The sequence below is a fragment of the Ferrimonas sp. genome, from assembly GCF_048263965.1.
Taxonomy (GTDB): domain Bacteria; phylum Pseudomonadota; class Gammaproteobacteria; order Enterobacterales; family Shewanellaceae; genus Ferrimonas.
The window spans coordinates 12,226-30,763 of the sequence record NZ_JBLXDO010000023.1 but is presented as its reverse complement, the minus strand read 5'-3'; the positions used below and the strand labels follow the sequence as shown (position 1 = coordinate 30,763).

Here is an 18,538-nt window from a genome sequence, read left to right as displayed (position 1 = left end):
CGCCTTGTGCGGGAGTCGAAGCTTAACTAAACGGTAAGAAGCTATGAAACGTACTTTTCAACCGAGCGTTCTGAAGCGTAAGCGCAACCACGGCTTCCGTGCTCGCATGGCCACCAAGTCTGGCCGTCAGGTGCTGGCTCGTCGCCGCGCCAAAGGCCGCGCTCGCCTGTCTGCTTAATCGTTAAGATTATGCAAAGCGCATCAGTGGTGCGTTATACCTTTGAGCGGGAGTTACGTCTGTTAACTCCCGCCCAATTCAAATCTGTCTTTGCTAACCCTGTCCGGGCAGCACATCCCCATATGACCCTTCTAGCTGTAGTCAACGATCTGAACCATCCTCGGTTAGGATTGACTGTGGCCAAAAAGCATGTCAAAAAAGCGTGTCAACGCAATCGTATCAAGCGTATAGTCAGAGACGAATTCCGCTTGCATCAGCATAACCTTCCCGGCGTGGACATTGTTGCCATTGCCAAAAAGGGCGTTGATGACCTGGACAATGCCACTCTCCACAAGCTGGTAGAGAAGCTACTAAAAAAGCTTTCTAAACGATGCAAAAGTTGCTCATCGGATTCATCCGACTCTACCAAAAGCTGCTGAGCCCACTTCTGGGGCAAAATTGCCGCTTTCAGCCAACTTGCTCTCAATATGCGATTGAGGCCATTACTGTTCATGGCTGTTTGAAGGGAAGTTGGTTAGCATTAAGACGAATATTGAAATGCCACCCCCTGCACCCGGGTGGCCGTGACCCCGTACCTCCAGCGAAATAAAGGTAGAGCTAAACCGGCCATGGACTCTCAACGTAATCTTTTGCTGATCTGTCTCCTGTTTGTCAGCTTCCTGCTGTGGCAACAGTGGAATGCAGATCACAACCCTCAGCCTCAGCCTGTTGCTCAGCAGAGCAGCACCCAGGTATCTAATGAGGTGCCCACCGGCACCGGTGTCGAACCCCTGCCGGAGCAAGTCTCCACCTCAGGCAAACTGGTCACCGTGACCACCGACACCCTGAAGCTGGTTATCGACACCCAGGGTGGCGATGTTATCGAATCCTCCCTGCTGAAGTACCCCGTAACTCAGGACTCTGTCGAGCCCCTGAAACTGCTTCAGCGTCACAACGGCTACAACTACGTGGCTCGTAGCGGTCTGATCGGCGCCCAGGGCCCTGATTCTGCTGCCCAGCGTCCCGTTTACCAGGTAAGCGGTGACAGCTTTACCATGGGTGAGCAGGGCGAACTGGTGGTGCCCATGACCTTCGTGGACGCCAACGGCATTCGCTTCGAGAAGCGCTTTGTCTTCACCCGTGGACAATATGATGTCCGGGTCGAATATAAAGTGGACAACCCGACCGCGAACAACGCCTCCATGCAGCTGTTCACCGAACTGCGTCAGAGCATCACTGCCGATGAAAGCAGCATGATGATGCCCACCTATCGCGGCGCGGCCTACAGCACTTCCGAGACTCGCTACAGTAAGTACGACTTCGATGACATGAAGGATCGTAACCTGGGCCAGGTCACCCCTGGTGGCTGGGTAGCCATGCTGCAGCACTACTTTGTGACCGCCTGGGTTCCCTCCGCCGACAGCCAGAACGACATCTACTCCAAGGTGTACGGCAGCAGCGAAGGTGCCATCGGTGTGAAGCAGCCTGTGACCACCGTGGGTGCCGGCCAGACCGCGACCTTCGACGGTCATTTGTACATCGGCCCCAAAGATCAGCAAGCCCTGTCCACGCTGTCAGAGACTCTGAACCTGGTGGTGGACTACGGCTGGCTGTGGTTTATCGCCGTGCCTCTGCACTGGCTGCTGACCGCCCTGCAATCCGTTGTGGTGAACTGGGGTGTGGCCATCATCGGCATGACCCTGCTGGTTCGTGGTGCCCTGTACCCCCTGACCAAGGCCCAGTACACCTCCATGGCGAAGATGCGTAAGCTGCAGCCCAAGCTGGAGGAGCTGAAGAAGAAGTATGGCGACGACCGTCAACGTCTGAGCCAGAGCATGATGGAGTTGTACCAGAAAGAGAAAGTGAACCCCATGGGTGGCTGTCTGCCTCTGCTGCTGCAATTCCCCATCTTCATCGCCTTCTACTGGGTACTGTTGGAGAGCGTAGAGCTGCGTCAGGCCCCCTTCATGCTGTGGATCACCGATCTGTCCGTGAAGGACCCCTACTACATCCTGCCTCTGCTGATGGGTGCCTCCATGTTCCTGATGCAGAAGATGCAGCCTGTAGCGCCTGGCATGGACCCCATGCAACAGAAGATGATGCAGTACATGCCGGTTATCTTCACCGTGTTCTTCCTGTGGTTCCCCTCCGGTCTGGTTCTGTACTGGCTGGTGGGTAACCTGGTGGCCATTGCTCAACAGTGGTACATCTACCGCTCCCTGGAAGTTCAGGGCCTGAAGTAACCCACCCTCTCTCTGAAAAGGCGGCATCGATGCCGCCTTTTTTTGTACAATACAGAAAACCCTTTAAAACCTATCCCAATGACCATCACCACAGACACTATCGTGGCTCAGGCTACGGCCACAGGTCGTGGCGGCGTCGGCATCATCCGCGTCTCCGGCCCCAACGCCGAGGCTCTGGCCAAGGCCCTGCTGGGCAGAGTGCCCAAGGTTCGCCAGGCAGAGTACCTGCCCTTCAAGGATGACCAGGGCCAGCAACTGGATCAGGGCATCGCCCTGCTGTTTAAGGCCCCCAACTCCTTCACCGGTGAGGATGTGCTGGAGCTGCAGGGACACGGCGGCCCCGTGGTGCTGGATATGCTGCAGCGAGCCATCATCGCCACTGGACTGGCGCGCTCCGCCCGGCCTGGTGAATTCTCCGAGCGGGCCTTTCTCAACGACAAGATGGATCTGGCCCAGGCGGAAGCCATTGCCGATCTCATCGAGGCCTCCTCGGAGCAAGCCGCCCGCAGTGCCCTAAAGAGCCTGCAGGGGGAGTTCTCCGGTAAGGTGACCGAACTGGTGGAGCAGCTCACCGTGCTGCGCATCTATGTGGAGGCGGCCATCGACTTTCCCGACGAGGAGGTGGATTTCCTCTCCGACGGCAAGATTTCGGCGGATCTGCAGCAGGTGCAGGATGCCCTGGCCCAGGTTCGTGCCAGCGCCCGTCAGGGTGCCCTGATGCGGGAGGGGATGAAGGTGGTGATCGCCGGTCGTCCCAACGCGGGCAAGTCCAGCCTGCTCAATGCCCTGGCCGGCAGAGAGTCAGCCATCGTCACCGACATCGCCGGCACCACCCGGGATGTGCTGCGTGAACACATCCACATCGATGGTATGCCCCTGCACATCATCGATACCGCCGGACTCCGTGAAGCCAACGATGAAGTTGAGCGGATCGGTATCGAGCGCGCCTGGGAAGAGATCCAGCAAGCGGATCGGGTACTGATGATGGTGGATGGCACAGAAACCAGCGACACCGATCCTCACAAGATCTGGCCCGAGTTCATGGACAGGCTTCCCAAGGAGATGGGACTGACCATCATCCGCAACAAACTGGACCTGACCGGGGAACACCAGCTCACCGAGCAGAACCAGGACTACCCGCTGTTCAAACTCTCTGCCAAGACCGGAGAGGGGATGGAGCCGCTGCGTCAGCACCTCAAGGCCTGCATGGGCTACCAGGGTGCCGGTGAGGGGGGCTTCATGGCCCGTGGACGCCACCTGGAAGCCCTGGCCAGGGCCGATGAACACCTGGTACTGGGTCGCGAGCAGCTGGAGGTGTTCCAGGCGGGCGAACTGCTGGCGGAGGAGCTCAGGCTGGCCCAGCAAGCCCTGTCAGAGATCACCGGTGAGTTCAGCTCCGACGATCTGCTCGGCCGGATCTTCTCCTCCTTCTGCATCGGTAAGTAGTTGCAGGAGAGTCATAAGATTGAACTCGGAGAGGCGCCAATAGGTGCCTCTTTTTTTTAACTAAATTAAGAAACCGGTCATCAAAATAGCCTGCGGGAGAAGCCGATTCCCATCTCATTAGGTCACTGTTCTGTCCTGTACGCCAGAGTAAGGGGGCCCATCAGGGCATGAAACGAAGCTGCCAGTGGCTCTGACCCTCAGTCTCACAACGCCGAATGGGACAATTCTAGCCGGCAGCAGTGATCAGAGATTTCCTGAAACTGCTATAAGACTGCCTTTCCTCTCACTCTCCGTATAATGGTCGCCAGAGACAACAAGGAAACCCCTATGACCCAACTCGCCCTGATAGTCGGCACCACCATGGGTGGCGCCGAGGCCGTCGCCGATGAACTGGCAGAGAAACTGCAAGCCCAGGATATCGAAGCCGAGATCCACTTGAGCCCGGATCTGGACACACTGAAACAGACGCAAAACTGGCTGATTGTCACCTCCACCCATGGCGCCGGAGAGCTGCCAGACAACCTCCAACCCCTGGCAAAAACCCTGGAAGATGCCGATCTTTCCAGCATTCGATACGCCATTTGCGGCATTGGTGACAGCAGTTACGACACCTTCTGTGGTGCGGCCAGAACCGTTAAACAGCTGCTTCAGCAAGGGGGCGCCACCGAGCTTGTGAATAAGATCGAGATCGATGTGCAGAGCCTGGAACTCCCTGAAGACAAGGCTTTGGTGTGGATCGATCAGCTGATCCCGATCCTCACCTCCTGATCCTTATACACATCTGATCCAAGGTTACCCACAGAAAAGATCTATATTCACAGATCTATGTGAGTAACTTTGGATCAAACTGGGATCTAACCTTGGATTAATCCACTCCCCTAGCGAACTCAAGATCTGCCTGTGTATAAAACCCCGATCTGATCCCAGCTTATACGGAAGTAGATCGCGATCTATTCACAGGGATCGATCGCACTTAAGATCCTGATGATCAAACGTAATTCCGGGTTAACCACAGAGATCGGCTCCCTTAAAAAGAGTAATAACAAAGATCTTATATAAAGATCTTTATGATCTATTAGTCGTCAGCCTGATCGCCGAGACTAAAAAATGACCATTTATCTCCGCTTCTGGCAATGCTAGAATGTCGCGCTTTTTCCAGGCTGAGTGACTAAAGGGGTAGTAAGGCAGATGCAGTCTCAGGATCAATATGACGTCATTGTTGTAGGTGGTGGTCACGCCGGCACCGAGGCCGCACTGGCCAGTGCCCGCATGGGAGTAAGGACTCTGCTCCTCACCCACAATCTGGACACCCTGGGTCAGATGTCCTGCAACCCCGCCATCGGAGGCATTGGTAAAGGCCATCTGGTCAAAGAGATCGATGCCCTGGGTGGTGCCATGGCTCGCGCCACCGATCGCGCCGGGATCCAGTTCCGTACATTGAATGCCTCCAAAGGCCCAGCTGTACGAGCTACCCGTGCCCAGACTGACCGTGCCCTGTATCGTCAGGCCATTCAAAACATCCTGTTTGCCCAGCCCAATCTCACCGTATTCCAACAAGCGGTGGATGATCTGGTGGTGGAACAGGATCGCGTGGTTGGGGTGATCACCCAGGCGGGGGTCCGTTTCGATGCCCGCAGCATCGTGCTGACCGTGGGCACCTTCCTGGGTGGCCAGATCCACATTGGTCTGGATCACTATCAGGGAGGCCGTGCTGGCGATCCTCCATCCAATGCCCTGGCGCGTCGCTTACGCGAACTGCCTTTCCGGGTCGATCGCCTGAAGACCGGAACCCCTGCTCGTCTGGACAGCCGCACCCTGAACTTCGATGTGATGCAGGAGCAGCCTGGGGATACCCCCATCCCTACGGTGTCTTTCATCGGCAAGGCGGAAGAGCACCCTCGTCAGATCTCCTGTTTCATCACTCACACCAATGAGCAGACCCATGAGATCATCCGATCCAACCTGGATCGCAGCCCCATGTATGCCGGGGTGATTGAAGGGGTGGGCCCTCGCTACTGCCCCTCCATCGAAGACAAGGTGATGCGTTTTGCAGACAAGAACAGCCATCAGATCTTTGTCGAGCCTGAAGGACTGAACAACATAGAGATCTACCCCAATGGCATCTCTACCTCCCTGCCCTTCGATGTTCAGCTGAAACTGATCCGCTCCATCCATGGCTTCGAGAAGGCGGAGATCCTGCGTCCCGGCTATGCCATCGAGTACGACTTCTTCGATCCCAGGGACCTGAAATCCAGCCTGGAAACCCGCTTTATCGAGGGGCTGTTCTTTGCGGGACAGATCAACGGCACCACGGGTTACGAAGAGGCGGGTGCCCAGGGGCTGCTGGCAGGCACCAATGCTGCGCTGATGGTGCAGGAGCGTAAGCCCTGGTCTCCTAAGCGTGACCAAGCCTATCTGGGCGTTCTGGTGGATGACCTTTCCACTCTGGGCACCAAAGAGCCCTACCGGATGTTCACTTCCCGCGCCGAATACCGCCTGCTTCTGCGTGAAGACAATGCGGATCTGCGCCTGACCCCCGAGGGGCGCGAACTGGGGCTGGTGGATGATGAACGTTGGGCTGCGTTCAACCACAAGGTGGAGGCCATTGAGCAGGAGAAACAGCGTCTGCGCGCCACCTATGTGCAGAAAACCGGTATCCAGGCGGAGGAACTCAACCCTCAGTTGAAAACCCCCCTGTCCCGGGAGGCCAACCTGGAAGAGCTGATTCGACGTCCTGAACTGACCTATGGTCAACTGATGCAGGTGACGGATCTCGGTCCAGGCCTGGAGGATCTCAAAGCCGCAGAACAGGTGGAGATTCAGATCAAGTACGCTGGATACATCGAGCGTCAGAAGGACGAGATTGCCAAGGCCCAGCGCAATGAGCAGACCCTGCTTCCGGAAGACATGGATTTCAGCCAGGTGTCCGGCCTCTCCAACGAGGTGGTCGCCAAGCTCAAGGAGCACAAGCCCGAAACCCTGGGGGCCGCTTCCCGCATCTCCGGCATCACTCCCGCAGCCATCTCGCTGCTGCTGGTATATCTCAAAAAACACGGTCTGCTGCGAAAAACCGCATAACCGCCAAACGCGGGGCTTTCCAAGCCCCGCTCATCACCGCATAATACCCTATTCTCTATTTTCCAAATCTGAAGGTACCTACACGTGTTAGCCACAAGGCTGGCCGAACTGGTGGCGCAAACCGATCTGCAGCTCAGCGATAAGCAGATGGGTCAGCTTGTGCAACTGGTCGAGCTGCTGAACAAATGGAACAAAGCCTATAACCTCACCTCGGTCCGTGACCCCCAGGAGATGCTGGTACGTCACATCATGGACAGCGTGGTGGTAGGCCCCCATCTTCAGGGTGAGCGTTTCATCGATGTAGGTACTGGTCCCGGATTACCTGGTTTGCCTCTGGCGATCTGCAATCCGGACAAATCCTTTGTCCTCCTGGACAGCCTGGGCAAGCGAATTCGTTTCATTCGAACCGTAGTGCATACTCTGGGGCTGGAGAACGTCACTCCGGTGCAGAGTCGGGTGGAGGAGTATCAGCCGGAACAGGGCTTTGATGGAGTGCTCAGTCGCGCCTTCGCCTCCCTGTCCGACATGCTGGAGTGGTGTCATCACCTGCCCGCTCCGCAAGGACGGTTCTACGCACTGAAGGGGCAGCTGGACGCTGAAGAGCTGGCAGCCATTCCAACAGGGTTCGAGATTCTGGGCCAGCAGGCGCTGCATGTGCCTGAACTGGATGCCCAGCGTCACCTGGTATTTGTCAAAAACCATTCGTAGATTTTTGGGGAACAGTCGATGGCAAGAGTGATTGCGGTAGCCAACCAGAAGGGTGGAGTCGGTAAGACCACCACCTGTGTCAACCTGGCCGCCTCCCTGGCCGCCACCCGTCGCAAGGTGCTGCTGGTGGATCTCGATCCCCAGGGGAATGCCACCATGGGCAGTGGTGTGGACAAGTACGAGGTGGAGTACAGCGCCTACGACCTGCTGGTGGAGGAGACCCCGGCCGAACAGGTGATCGTTCGCGATACCAGTGGCAAGTACGACCTGATTGCCGCCAACGCCGACGTGACGGCCGCTGAAATCAAGCTGATGGAGTTCTTTGCCCGGGAGGTTCGTCTGCGTAACTCCCTGGAGTCGGTGAAGGACCAGTACGATTTCATCTTCATCGACTGCCCGCCATCACTGAACATGCTGACGGTGAACGCCATGGGGGCCGCCGATTCGGTGCTGGTGCCCATGCAGTGCGAATACTACGCCCTGGAAGGGCTAACGGCCCTCATTGACACCATCACCAAGCTGGCGGCGGTAGTGAACCCCGATCTGGTGATCGAGGGGATCCTGCGGACCATGTACGACCCGCGTAATCGCCTGGCCAATGATGTGTCCGATCAGCTGAAACAGCACTTTGGCGAGAAGGTGTACCGCACCGTGATTCCGCGCAATGTGCGACTGGCCGAGGCCCCCAGCTTTGGGGCGCCTGCCATCTATTACGACAAGAGCAGTGCCGGCGCCAAGGCGTACCTGGCACTGGCCGGAGAGATGTTGCGTCGCGCCGAACGCAACGAGCCGGTCACCGAAGAGGTTTAAGGGGAAAGCATGTCAGCTAAGAAGCGCGGATTAGGCAAGGGACTGGATGCCCTGTTGGGAACCAGCCGATCTGTGGTGGAGAAGCGGGAGCAGCAGGCGCAGAGCGCCCCCCGTCCGGAGCCGGTAGCCCAGATTCAGCAGGATGGGTCTTTGGTGCACCTGAGGCTGGAGCTGCTGCAGCGCGGCATCTATCAGCCTCGTCGGGATATGTCCGAAGAGGCCCTGGAGGAGCTGGCGGAATCCATTCGTCGCCAGGGGGTACTCCAGCCTGTGGTGGTTCGTCCCATCGACGCCGGTCAGTATGAGATCCTGGCGGGCGAGCGTCGCTGGCGTGCTTCCCAGATCGCCGGTCTGGATACCATCCCCTGCATCATCAAGCCGGTGGCCGACGAAGCCGCCGTGGCCATCGCCCTGATTGAGAACATTCAGCGCGAAAACCTCAACGCCATGGAGGAGGCCATTGCCCTGCAGCGCCTGGCTGACGAGTTTGATATGACCCACGCCGAGGTGGCTGAAGCGGTAGGCAAGTCCCGAACCACGGTGACCAACCTGCTCAGGCTGAACAACCTCAACGACGAGGTGAAGATCCTGCTGGAGCATGGGGACATCGAGATGGGTCATGCCCGGGCCCTACTCAGCCTGGACGGTGATGCCCAGACACTGGCGGCCCGAGCCGTGGTGGCCAAAGGGATGACGGTTCGTGAAACCGAAAAGCTGGTCAGCAAGCAACTCGAGCCCAAACCGGTGAAACCACTCAAGGTGGAGGATCCGGATGTGACCCGCCTGAGAAACGAGTTAACCGACCGTCTCGGTGCCCAGGTCGCCATCCAGCAAGGCAGTAAGGGCAAGGGAAAGCTGGTGATCAGCTATGACAGCCTCGACCAATTAGACGGGATCATAAGTCGCGTTCTGGAAAGCTAGCCATAAAAACCTCCTTCGGGAGGTTTTTTTCTGCTTGTGATCATTTGCACAAACTAAATTTTTTTCGTACGGCAGGCAGGAGCAAAAAATCGCTCAACTCACAGAATTTGTCATTTTTTATGCATTGTAAAACCGTTAATTCTGTACTTTTGAATTCAATAATTAGATTAACCTAGCCAGTAGTGGTGGCGATCTGGGTGGTTTTTGACAGGTTATAACCAGCTCTTGTTGATCAATAACAAATATGCCCACCAACATGTGAGAAGCCTAGGGTTTTCAAGGTTTCAGCATCCGTTCGAGATCACAGTTTTCCAACCTCCGTTTGGTTGCATCGGCAAGGTAAGTAGGTATACTTTCGCTTGCTTTTAGGCAGATTAAGGGTTTTCGGACCCTCTCTTGAAAGATTACGGAGTCAAGGCGTTGAAACGAGACCCCAGACGCAAAGGCCGAATGACCGCACTGCGGTTAGTGGCCGCTCAAGCAATAGTGGTAGCTCTGATCAGTACGCTTTGTTTCGTACTTTGGGGAGAACAGCTTGCCTTGTCAGCCCTTATGGGCGGCAGTGTGGCGGTTATCCCCAACCTCGTTTTCGCAACTCTCACCTTCTCCCGCTTGTGGGAAAAGGTAACTGGTAGCATGGTTAACGCCTTCTACCGGGGAGAAGCGATTAAGCTGATGCTGACCGTAACGCTGTTTGTGCTGGCATTTGCGGTAGTTAAATCTGACCCTAGGGCCGTTTTTGGCTGCTACATTTCCGCCCTCATGGTGTTATGGATGGCACCTTTGTTGTTTCAACGAAAACATTTGGGATGAATCATGGCTGCAAATCCGCAGGAGTATATTCTGCACCACTTGCAGAACTTGCAGTATCGCGCTGGTAGTTGTAGCGCTGATGCGAGCGAGTACTGTTTTTGGACTTGGAACGTGGATTCATTGCTGTTTTCGGTTGGACTCGGCGTTTTCTTCCTTTGGTTGTTCCGTTCCGTTGGTAAAAAGGCCACTACTGGCGTTCCCGGCAAGCTCCAGTGCTTCGTCGAGATGCTGGTTGAGTTCGTCGATACCAGCGTTAAGGAATCCTTCCACGGCAAGAATAAGCTGATCGCCCCCCTGGCTCTGACCATCTTCGTCTGGGTTTTCCTGATGAACCTGATGGATCTGATTCCGGTTGATTGGCTACCCGCAGCAGCAGGCGCCGCTGGTGTTCACTACCTGAAAGTGGTTCCCTCCACTGACTTGAACATCACTCTGGCGATGAGCTGCAGCGTCTTCTTCTTGATGATCTTCTACAGCATCAAGGTGAAAGGCGTGTCCGGGTTCGTTAAGGAGTTGACGCTCCAGCCGTTTAACAACAAGTTAATGATTCCTTTTAACTTCCTGCTTGAGATTGTAGGACTGATCTCTAAACCTGTGTCTCTGGGCCTTCGTCTGTTCGGTAACATGTATGCAGGTGAGCTGATCTTTATTCTTATTGCTCTTATGTACACCGGTAACGTGGCTATCGGCGCGCTCGGCGGCTTTGCGCAGCTGGCGTGGGCGATCTTCCACATCCTGGTGATTACATTGCAGGCGTTTATCTTCATGATGCTGACTATTGTGTACCTCAGCATGGCTCATGAAGATCATTAATTTTTAAGACTAAGTAACAAATTAAGAGAAACTGGAGAATACGATGACTGCTATTGCTGTTGCTCTGCTGATTGGCCTGGGTGCTCTGGGTACTGCTATTGGTTTCGGTCTGCTGGGTGGTAAGTTCCTGGAGAGCGTTGGTCGTCAGCCTGAAATGACCCCTGCCCTGCAAACCAAGATGTTCATCATGGCCGGTCTGCTGGATGCGGTACCTATGATCGGTGTAGGTATTGGTCTGTACATCCTGTTCGTTGTTGGTGTTTAAGGCGACCCTTTAATCCAATGTCTTGGAGTTCCGGATACCCGGAGCCGACTTTGAATGGGTTTTGAGGAGGAGCCGTTGTGAATCTCAACGCGACTTTTATCGGTCAGACCATCGCCTTTATTGTCTTCGTCTGGTTCTGCATGAAGTATGTGTGGCCACCTTTGATGGCTGCCATCGAAGAACGACAGAAGGCAATCGCGGATGGCCTGTCAAACGCTGACCGAGCTTCCAAGGATCTCGAGCTGGCACAGGCAAAAATCAGCGATCAGCTGAAAGACGCCAAAGTGCAAGCCGGTGAGATCATTGAGCAAGCAAACAAGCGTAAAGCGCAAATTGTCGACGAAGCTAAAGTTGAGGCGGAAGCCGAGCGTGCCAAGATCATCGCTCAGGGCCAAGCCGAAATCGAAGCCGAGCGTAACCGTGCCAAAGAAGCTCTGCGTAAGCAGGTTGCTGTTCTGGCCGTCGCCGGTGCTGAGAAGATTATTGAGCGTTCCATCGACGTTGACGCGCATAGCGACATCGTTGAGAAATTGGCTGCGGAGCTTTAACAGGGGAGAGGGCATATGTCTGAACTGACTACTGTTGCACGCCCCTATGCCAAAGCTGCCTTTGAGTTTGCAGCGGAGCATCAGGCTATCGACAAGTGGCAGGGCCAATTGGACTTTGCTGCCGCGGTAGCTCAGAACGATGCGATTGCTGAGCTGTTGAATGGCGCCATTGCCGTCGATCAACTCGCGGAGATCTTTATCAAGGTCTGCGATGAGAACCTCGACGAGTTTGGCCAGAACCTGGTGAAGGTGATGGCTGAGAATGGTCGTCTGGCTGTTCTGCCTCAGGTTGCCACTCTGTTTAAACAGATGGCCGATGAGCAAGCAAGCCTGGTGGAGGCCGATGTGGTTTCCGCAACAGAACTTAGTGACGAACAGAAGCAGAAGATTGCCGAGTCTCTAGAGAAACGTCTCGAGCGCAAGGTAAAGCTGAACTGCACTGTTGATCCGCAGCTAATTGCTGGTGTTGTTATCAACGCTGGTGACTTGGTCATTGATGGCTCGGTTCGCGGTAAATTAAACCGCATGGCCGATACGCTGCAATCCTAACGGGGATTTAAGCATGCAACTGAATTCAACCGAAATCAGTGAACTGATCAAACAGAGAATTGAGAAGTTCAATGTTGTCAACGAAGCTCGCAACGAAGGTACCATCGTATCTGTAAGCGACGGTATTATCCGCATCCACGGCCTGGCCGACGTGATGCAGGGTGAAATGATTGAGCTTCCTGGCAACCGTTACGCAATCGCACTTAACCTGGAGCGTGACTCCGTAGGTGCGGTAGTAATGGGTCCTTACGCCGATCTGGCTGAGGGCGTAAAAGTTAAGTCCACTGGCCGTATTCTAGAAGTGCCAGTTGGCCGCGGTCTGCTGGGCCGTGTGGTTAACACCCTGGGTGAGCCCATCGACGGTAAAGGTCCTATTGAGGCCGAAGGCTTCGGCCCCGTTGAAGTAATTGCTCCCGGTGTAATTGACCGTCAGTCTGTATCTCAGCCTGTACAAACCGGTTATAAGTCCGTTGACTCCATGATCCCAATCGGTCGTGGCCAGCGTGAACTGATCATCGGTGACCGTCAGACTGGTAAGACTGCGATGGCCGTTGACGCCATCATCAACCAGAAAGACTCCGGCATTAAGTGTGTGTACGTTGCGATTGGCCAGAAGGCCTCCACCATCGCCAACGTAGTGCGCAAGCTGGAAGAGCACGATGCCCTGAAGAACACCATCGTAGTGGTTGCCTCCGCTTCTGAAGCGGCTGCTCTGCAGTACCTGGCTCCCTACTCCGGTTGTACCATGGGTGAGTTCTTCCGTGACCGCGGTGAAGATTCTCTGATCATCTACGATGACCTGTCCAAGCAGGCCGTAGCTTATCGTCAGATCTCCCTGCTGCTGCGTCGTCCCCCAGGCCGTGAAGCCTTCCCTGGTGACGTATTCTACCTCCACAGCCGTCTGCTGGAGCGTGCAGCCCGCGTAAACGCCAACTATGTTGAGCGTTTCACCAACGGTGAAGTGAAAGGACAGACCGGCTCTCTGACCGCTCTGCCAATCATTGAAACCCAGGCTGGTGACGTATCTGCGTTCGTACCTACCAACGTGATCTCCATTACCGATGGTCAGATCTTCCTGGAAACCGATCTGTTTAACGCCGGCCTGCGTCCTGCGGTAAACCCCGGTATCTCCGTATCCCGTGTAGGTGGTTCCGCGCAGACCAAGATCATCAAGAAGCTGTCCGGTGGTATTCGTACCGCACTGGCACAGTACCGCGAACTGGCGGCCTTTGCTCAGTTCTCATCTGACCTGGATGACGCCACCCGTGCCCAGCTGGAGCATGGTGAGCGCGTTACCGAGCTGATGAAGCAGAAGCAGTACGCGCCTCTGAGCGTGGCTGACCAGGCCGTTGTCATCTTCTCTGCAGAGAAAGGCTTCCTGTCTTCCGTACCAGTTAACAAGATTGGTGACTTCGAAGCGGCTCTGCTCTCCTACGTGAACGCCGAACATGCTGACCTGCTGAAGCTGATCAACGATTCCGGAGACTACAACTCCGACATCGAATCTCAGCTGCAAGCTGCTCTGGACAAGTTCGTAGCGACTCAAACCTGGTAACAGGGGGAGATAGAAGATGGCCGGCGCTAAAGAGATCCGTACCAAGATCGCGAGTGTAAAAAACACTCAGAAGATCACTTCTGCCATGGAGATGGTGGCTGCTTCGAAAATGCGTAAAGCGCAGGATCGCATGCACGCCAGCCGTCCCTACGCAGAGAATATGCGAAAGGTGATTGGTCACGTAGCGCAGGGCTCTCTGGAATATAAGCATCCCTACCTGGAAGAGCGTGAGGTGAAGAACGTCGGTTTTATCGTCGTTTCCACCGACCGCGGACTGTGTGGTGGTTTGAACATCAACATGTTCAAGCAGGTGGTGAAAGCCGCCACCGAGTGGACTGAGAAGGGCGCAACTGTGTCCTACGCAGCCATCGGTTCCAAAGGCGCAGGATTCTTCCAGAGCTTTGGTGGTGACGTTGCTGCACAGGCCACTGGCCTGGGCGACGCCCCCAGCCTCACTGACCTGATTGGTTCTGTGAAGGTAATGCTGGATGCCTACAACGAGGGCAAGCTGGACCGCCTGTACGTGGTGTACAACAAGTTTGTGAACACCATGAAGCAGGATCCGGTGATCGATCAGCTTCTGCCGTTGCCAAAAGATGACACCCAAAAACGAGCTCACGCTTGGGATTATATCTATGAGCCCGATCCGAAAGCTCTGCTGGATAAGCTGCTGGTTCGCTACGTCGAATCTCAGGTTTATCAGGGTGTAGTTGAAAATGCCGCGTCTGAACAGGCCGCCCGTATGGTTGCAATGAAGTCCGCAACCGACAACGCAGGCAACCTGATCGACGATCTGCAACTGGTGTACAACAAAGCCCGTCAGGCTGCGATTACGCAGGAACTGTCGGAGATTTGTGCCGGTGCAGCGGCGGTTTAAGGCAGCGGAAACGAGATAATCAGAGGATTAATCATGAGCACAGGTACTGTCGTTCAAGTGATCGGTGCGGTAGTTGACGTGGAGTTCCCACAAGACGCCGTACCACAGGTATACGACGCCCTGCACATCGACAACGATGGCGCTAAGCTGGTGCTGGAAGTTCAGCAGCAGCTCGGTGGCGGTGTTGTTCGTACCATTGCAATGGGTGCGTCCGAAGGTCTGCGTCGCGGACTGGTAGCTACCAACACCGGTAGTGCAATTAAGGTTCCAGTGGGCACTGCCACTCTGGGCCGTATCATGAACGTTCTGGGTGATCCCATCGACGAGTGCGGTGAGATCGGCGAGGAAGAAACGTGGGAAATCCACCGTGAAGCGCCCAGCTACGAAGACCAATCCAGCGCTACCGAGCTGCTGGAAACCGGCATCAAGGTAATCGACCTGGTTTGCCCATTCGCTAAGGGTGGTAAAATCGGTCTGTTCGGTGGTGCAGGTGTAGGTAAAACCGTAAACATGATGGAGCTCATCAACAACATCGCGAAGGCACACTCCGGTCTGTCCGTATTCGCCGGTGTAGGTGAGCGTACTCGTGAAGGTAACGACTTCTACTACGAGATGGCCGAATCTGGCGTAGTTAACCTGGATGACAAAGTTCAGTCCAAGGTAGCCATGGTTTACGGTCAGATGAACGAGCCACCAGGAAACCGTCTGCGTGTAGCACTGACCGGTCTGACTATGGCTGAGAAGTTCCGTGACGAAGGCCGTGACGTACTGTTGTTCGTGGACAACATCTACCGTTACACCCTGGCTGGTACCGAGGTATCTGCACTGCTGGGTCGTATGCCTTCTGCGGTAGGTTACCAGCCTACTCTGGCGGAAGAGATGGGTGTTCTGCAGGAGCGTATTACCTCCACCAAGACAGGCTCCATTACTTCTGTACAGGCGGTATACGTACCTGCGGATGACTTGACTGATCCATCCCCAGCAACCACCTTTGCTCACCTGGATGCAACTGTAGTACTGAGCCGTGACATTGCGGCCCGTGGTATCTACCCTGCGATTGACCCACTGGATTCCACCTCTCGTCAGCTGGATCCTCTGGTAATTGGTCAGGAGCACTACGACGTGGCTCGTGGCGTTCAGTCCAACCTGCAGCGCTACAAAGAGCTGAAGGACATCATCGCCATTCTGGGTATGGATGAACTGTCTGAGGAAGATAAGCAGACCGTTGCCCGTGCTCGTAAGATTGAGCGATTCCTGTCTCAGCCGTTCTTCGTAGCCGAAGTATTTACCGGTGCTCCTGGTAAGTACGTTTCGCTGAAAGACACCATCTCTGGCTTTAAGGGCATTCTGTCCGGCGAGTACGATGAACTGCCTGAGCAGGCGTTCTACATGGTTGGTGGCATCGACGAAGCCGCCGAGAAAGCGAAGAAACTGTAATCCGGTTGCGGAGAGGATGAGATGGCAGCTATGACACTTCATTTGGATGTAGTCAGTGCGGAAGAAAGCATTTACTCTGGCCGCGTTCAGTACCTGCAAGTTACAGGTGTTGAGGGCGAGTTGGGTATTATGCATGGCCACACTCCATTGCTCACCGCCATTAAGCCCGGTATGGTTCGCATCAAAAAGCAAGACGACAGTGAAGAGGTAATCTACCTGTCTGGTGGCATTCTCGAGGTTCAACCCGATAATGTCAGCGTGCTGGCTGATGTGGCCATTCGTGGTGAAGATATTGACGTTGAAGCTGCGGAAGCAGCCAAGCGTTCCGCCGAAGAGCATATGGCGAAAGCCTCTGCTGACCTCGACTACGAGGCCGCGGTTATCGAGCTGGCGAAGGCGATGGCGCAACTCCGAGTTGTTGAGACCATCCGCAAAGGCGTGGGCAGATAAGCTCCCGCTACGCTATGAAAAAGGGCGCCCTAGGGCGCCCTTTTTATTTTGATTCCATTCTGTCTAGCCGCGGCGATCCAATTGCAGCAGCATCAGCAAACTGATGACGATCAGCAGGACCGCCGGCAGTACCCACAGGCTGGGCCAGGGCTTGCCCAGAAGGGCATTGATCACCAGCACCAGGGCCGGACTCAGCAGGGCGTAGGCGTTGGCGGAGCTGCCGCCCACCACCAGGCTGGCGGACTGAAACAGGAAGAAGGTGAGCATGGTGGTGGCCGTGGCCAGCCACAGGATGGCGCCACTCTGGGCCAGGGTTGGCCAAACCCACTCCGGTTGCACCAGCAGCAGCGCCAGGGTCAGCCAGCCGGTCCCGGTGATCAGCGACCAACCGGTGACCGTGAGCATGGGCTCACCCCGGTGCAGGGTCTTGAGCACCAGGGGATAGCCTCCCATCAGCAGACAGGCCAGCACATAGAGGCTGTTGCCCGCGGGCCAGCCGTCCTGCATCAGCATCGACAACTCCCCCTCGGTCAGTACCCACAGCGCCGCAGCGACCCCCAGACACAATGCCAGTATCCGGATGGGATGAGGCGCCTGACGGCTTACCAGCCAACCCAGCAGACAGCTGAGCAGAGGGACCAGGGTGGTGAGGCTGCCCATGGCCAGGGCCGAGGCGGTTTCGCCGGCGAAGAACATCAGCAGGAAGAAGCCGGTCATCGGCAGGCTGATCAGGGCAAAGCGGCCCACGGACCGCCAGCCGGGCCAGCTCAGTTGGCGGTAGCGGGCCAGCAGCAGGGTGAAGCCCACCGAGGCGATGGCAAAGCGGCCCCAGGTGGTCCACAGAGGCGAAAACCCCTGCCCCATAAAGGCGGCGATGGGGAAGGAGGTGCTGATCAGCACCGCATAGAGCAGCAGGCCCAGGTGGGCCCGGACGACGGGGTGGTGCGGCATTGGGTGTTCCGGTGGCGGTCAGAAAACGGCGGAGCCAAAGCGGCTCCCTCGTTGTTATAGCATGGACTCAGAAATGCGCGCGAAGAAATGACTGAATAAGCTTGATAAAGTCCGCCTGGGCCAGCTTTGCACAGCTCAGGGTCTGCTCATGGGACAACTGGGTATCCCCCAGACCCTCGGCCAGGTTGGTGATGGCGCACACCGCCAGCACCGGCAGGCCACAATGGGCGGCGGAGATCACCTCAGGCACCACCGACATGCCCACCACATCCCCGCCGATGACCTGCATCATGCGGATCTCCGCCGCGGTTTCGAAGCAGGGACCGGGATAGGAGACAAACACCCCCTCGTTGAGATGAATGTCGTTGAACTGGGCCACCTGGTGCAGTTCACTGCGCAGCTCTTTGTCATAGGCGTTGGCCAGACTGAAAAAACGTTCGCCATAGGCGTCGTCGTTGGCGCCCACCATGGGGGTGCCGGGCATGGTGTTGATGTGGTCATTGAAAGCCACCAGGGAGCCTACCTCGATGCGCTCTGGCCTCAGTGACCCGGCGGCGTTGGTGACAAACAGCATCTCACACCCCAGCAGCTTGAAGGTGCGCACCGCGGTGGTCATCACCGACATCCCCTTGCCTTCGTAGAAGTGTCCCCTGCCCTTCATGCAGATCACCTCCACCCCTTCCAGGGTGCCCAGCACCAGCTCACCGCTGTGGCCCTCTACACCACTGACGGGAAAGTCGGCGAGATTCTGGTAGGGAATGACCACTGGGTCATCAATCTGGTCCGCCAGCACCCCCAGGCCGGAGCCGAGAATCAGGGCGCAACGGGGACGGAATCCGGGTTTGCGTTGGAGAATGGTGGCTTTGGACAGCTGGGGTGCATCCGGGGACATGGCGGGACTCCTCTGGGTTGGTGTG

General features: G+C 56.1%; 21 protein-coding genes. 19 read left to right on the top strand and 2 right to left on the bottom strand.

The window, feature by feature from the left end; translation table 11 throughout:
- Window positions 1-43 precede the first annotated feature (43 nt).
- The 19 genes from rpmH (at window position 44) to ACN0RV_RS16520 (ending at window position 16,670) form a co-directional block, all read left to right on the top strand.
- Complete coding sequence (gene rpmH / locus ACN0RV_RS16610) at window positions 44-178, top strand: 50S ribosomal protein L34 (protein ID WP_028110358.1); 135 nt, start codon at window positions 44-46, stop codon at window positions 176-178.
- Between the two features lie 26 nt (window positions 179-204).
- A complete protein-coding gene (gene rnpA, locus ACN0RV_RS16605) occupies window positions 205-597 on the top strand; it encodes a ribonuclease P protein component (RefSeq protein ID WP_157509243.1) in 393 nt (130 codons plus the stop codon).
- Window positions 549-767, top strand: a complete 219-nt coding sequence (gene yidD / locus ACN0RV_RS16600) for a membrane protein insertion efficiency factor YidD (protein ID WP_417349324.1) — start codon at window positions 549-551, stop codon at window positions 765-767. The genes rnpA and yidD overlap by 49 nt, the downstream gene beginning before the upstream one ends.
- A gap of 19 nt (window positions 768-786) precedes the next feature.
- On the top strand, window positions 787-2,400 hold the full coding sequence (yidC, locus tag ACN0RV_RS16595; RefSeq protein WP_417349322.1) for a membrane protein insertase YidC: 1,614 nt from the start codon (window positions 787-789) through the stop codon (window positions 2,398-2,400).
- Window positions 2,401-2,478: 78 nt separating this feature from the next.
- Window positions 2,479-3,846 (top strand): tRNA uridine-5-carboxymethylaminomethyl(34) synthesis GTPase MnmE, encoded by a 1,368-nt coding sequence (gene mnmE / locus ACN0RV_RS16590; RefSeq protein ID WP_417349320.1) that lies wholly within the window; start codon window positions 2,479-2,481, stop codon window positions 3,844-3,846.
- Window positions 3,847-4,173: 327 nt separating this feature from the next.
- Window positions 4,174-4,614, top strand: coding sequence for an FMN-binding protein MioC (gene mioC / locus ACN0RV_RS16585; protein WP_417349318.1), 441 nt, complete (start codon window positions 4,174-4,176; stop codon window positions 4,612-4,614).
- A gap of 420 nt (window positions 4,615-5,034) precedes the next feature.
- Window positions 5,035-6,924 carry a tRNA uridine-5-carboxymethylaminomethyl(34) synthesis enzyme MnmG gene (gene mnmG / locus ACN0RV_RS16580; protein WP_417349316.1) on the top strand — a complete coding sequence of 630 codons (1,890 nt, stop codon included), beginning with the start codon at window positions 5,035-5,037 and terminating at the stop codon, window positions 6,922-6,924.
- 84 nt (window positions 6,925-7,008) lie between these two features.
- A complete protein-coding gene (rsmG, locus tag ACN0RV_RS16575) occupies window positions 7,009-7,632 on the top strand; it encodes a 16S rRNA (guanine(527)-N(7))-methyltransferase RsmG (RefSeq protein WP_417349315.1) in 624 nt (207 codons plus the stop codon).
- Between the two features lie 18 nt (window positions 7,633-7,650).
- On the top strand, window positions 7,651-8,442 hold the full coding sequence (locus ACN0RV_RS16570; protein WP_417349313.1) for a ParA family protein: 792 nt from the start codon (window positions 7,651-7,653) through the stop codon (window positions 8,440-8,442).
- A 9-nt stretch (window positions 8,443-8,451) separates the two neighbouring features.
- The gene (locus tag ACN0RV_RS16565) at window positions 8,452-9,363 is read left to right on the top strand and encodes a ParB/RepB/Spo0J family partition protein (protein WP_417349311.1); all 912 of its coding nucleotides are present in this window, start codon (window positions 8,452-8,454) and stop codon (window positions 9,361-9,363) included.
- A gap of 396 nt (window positions 9,364-9,759) precedes the next feature.
- Window positions 9,760-10,176 carry an ATP synthase subunit I gene (locus ACN0RV_RS16560; protein WP_417349310.1) on the top strand — a complete coding sequence of 139 codons (417 nt, stop codon included), beginning with the start codon at window positions 9,760-9,762 and terminating at the stop codon, window positions 10,174-10,176.
- Window positions 10,177-10,179: 3 nt separating this feature from the next.
- Window positions 10,180-10,989, top strand: coding sequence for a F0F1 ATP synthase subunit A (gene atpB / locus ACN0RV_RS16555; RefSeq protein ID WP_028110368.1), 810 nt, complete (start codon window positions 10,180-10,182; stop codon window positions 10,987-10,989).
- 43 nt (window positions 10,990-11,032) lie between these two features.
- A complete protein-coding gene (gene atpE / locus ACN0RV_RS16550) occupies window positions 11,033-11,254 on the top strand; it encodes a F0F1 ATP synthase subunit C (protein ID WP_028110369.1) in 222 nt (73 codons plus the stop codon).
- Window positions 11,255-11,331: 77 nt separating this feature from the next.
- A complete protein-coding gene (gene atpF / locus ACN0RV_RS16545; RefSeq protein WP_286340981.1) occupies window positions 11,332-11,802 on the top strand; it encodes a F0F1 ATP synthase subunit B in 471 nt (156 codons plus the stop codon).
- A 15-nt stretch (window positions 11,803-11,817) separates the two neighbouring features.
- The gene (gene atpH / locus ACN0RV_RS16540; RefSeq protein WP_286340980.1) at window positions 11,818-12,351 is read left to right on the top strand and encodes a F0F1 ATP synthase subunit delta; all 534 of its coding nucleotides are present in this window, start codon (window positions 11,818-11,820) and stop codon (window positions 12,349-12,351) included.
- Between the two features lie 13 nt (window positions 12,352-12,364).
- Complete coding sequence (gene atpA, locus ACN0RV_RS16535; protein ID WP_417349305.1) at window positions 12,365-13,906, top strand: F0F1 ATP synthase subunit alpha; 1,542 nt, start codon at window positions 12,365-12,367, stop codon at window positions 13,904-13,906.
- Between the two features lie 16 nt (window positions 13,907-13,922).
- Window positions 13,923-14,783 carry a F0F1 ATP synthase subunit gamma gene (atpG, locus tag ACN0RV_RS16530; RefSeq protein WP_417349304.1) on the top strand — a complete coding sequence of 287 codons (861 nt, stop codon included), beginning with the start codon at window positions 13,923-13,925 and terminating at the stop codon, window positions 14,781-14,783.
- 33 nt (window positions 14,784-14,816) lie between these two features.
- Window positions 14,817-16,220, top strand: coding sequence for a F0F1 ATP synthase subunit beta (gene atpD, locus ACN0RV_RS16525; protein WP_028110374.1), 1,404 nt, complete (start codon window positions 14,817-14,819; stop codon window positions 16,218-16,220).
- Between the two features lie 21 nt (window positions 16,221-16,241).
- A complete protein-coding gene (locus ACN0RV_RS16520; RefSeq protein WP_286340977.1) occupies window positions 16,242-16,670 on the top strand; it encodes a F0F1 ATP synthase subunit epsilon in 429 nt (142 codons plus the stop codon).
- A gap of 63 nt (window positions 16,671-16,733) precedes the next feature.
- Here the strand turns inward: ACN0RV_RS16520 and ACN0RV_RS16515 are convergent, their stop codons facing one another.
- Window positions 16,734-17,621 (bottom strand): DMT family transporter, encoded by an 888-nt coding sequence (locus ACN0RV_RS16515; protein WP_417349301.1) that lies wholly within the window; start codon window positions 17,619-17,621, stop codon window positions 16,734-16,736.
- A 67-nt stretch (window positions 17,622-17,688) separates the two neighbouring features.
- The gene (xapA, locus tag ACN0RV_RS16510) at window positions 17,689-18,513 is read right to left on the bottom strand and encodes a xanthosine phosphorylase (RefSeq protein WP_417349299.1); all 825 of its coding nucleotides are present in this window, start codon (window positions 18,511-18,513) and stop codon (window positions 17,689-17,691) included.
- Window positions 18,514-18,538: the final 25 nt, after the last annotated feature.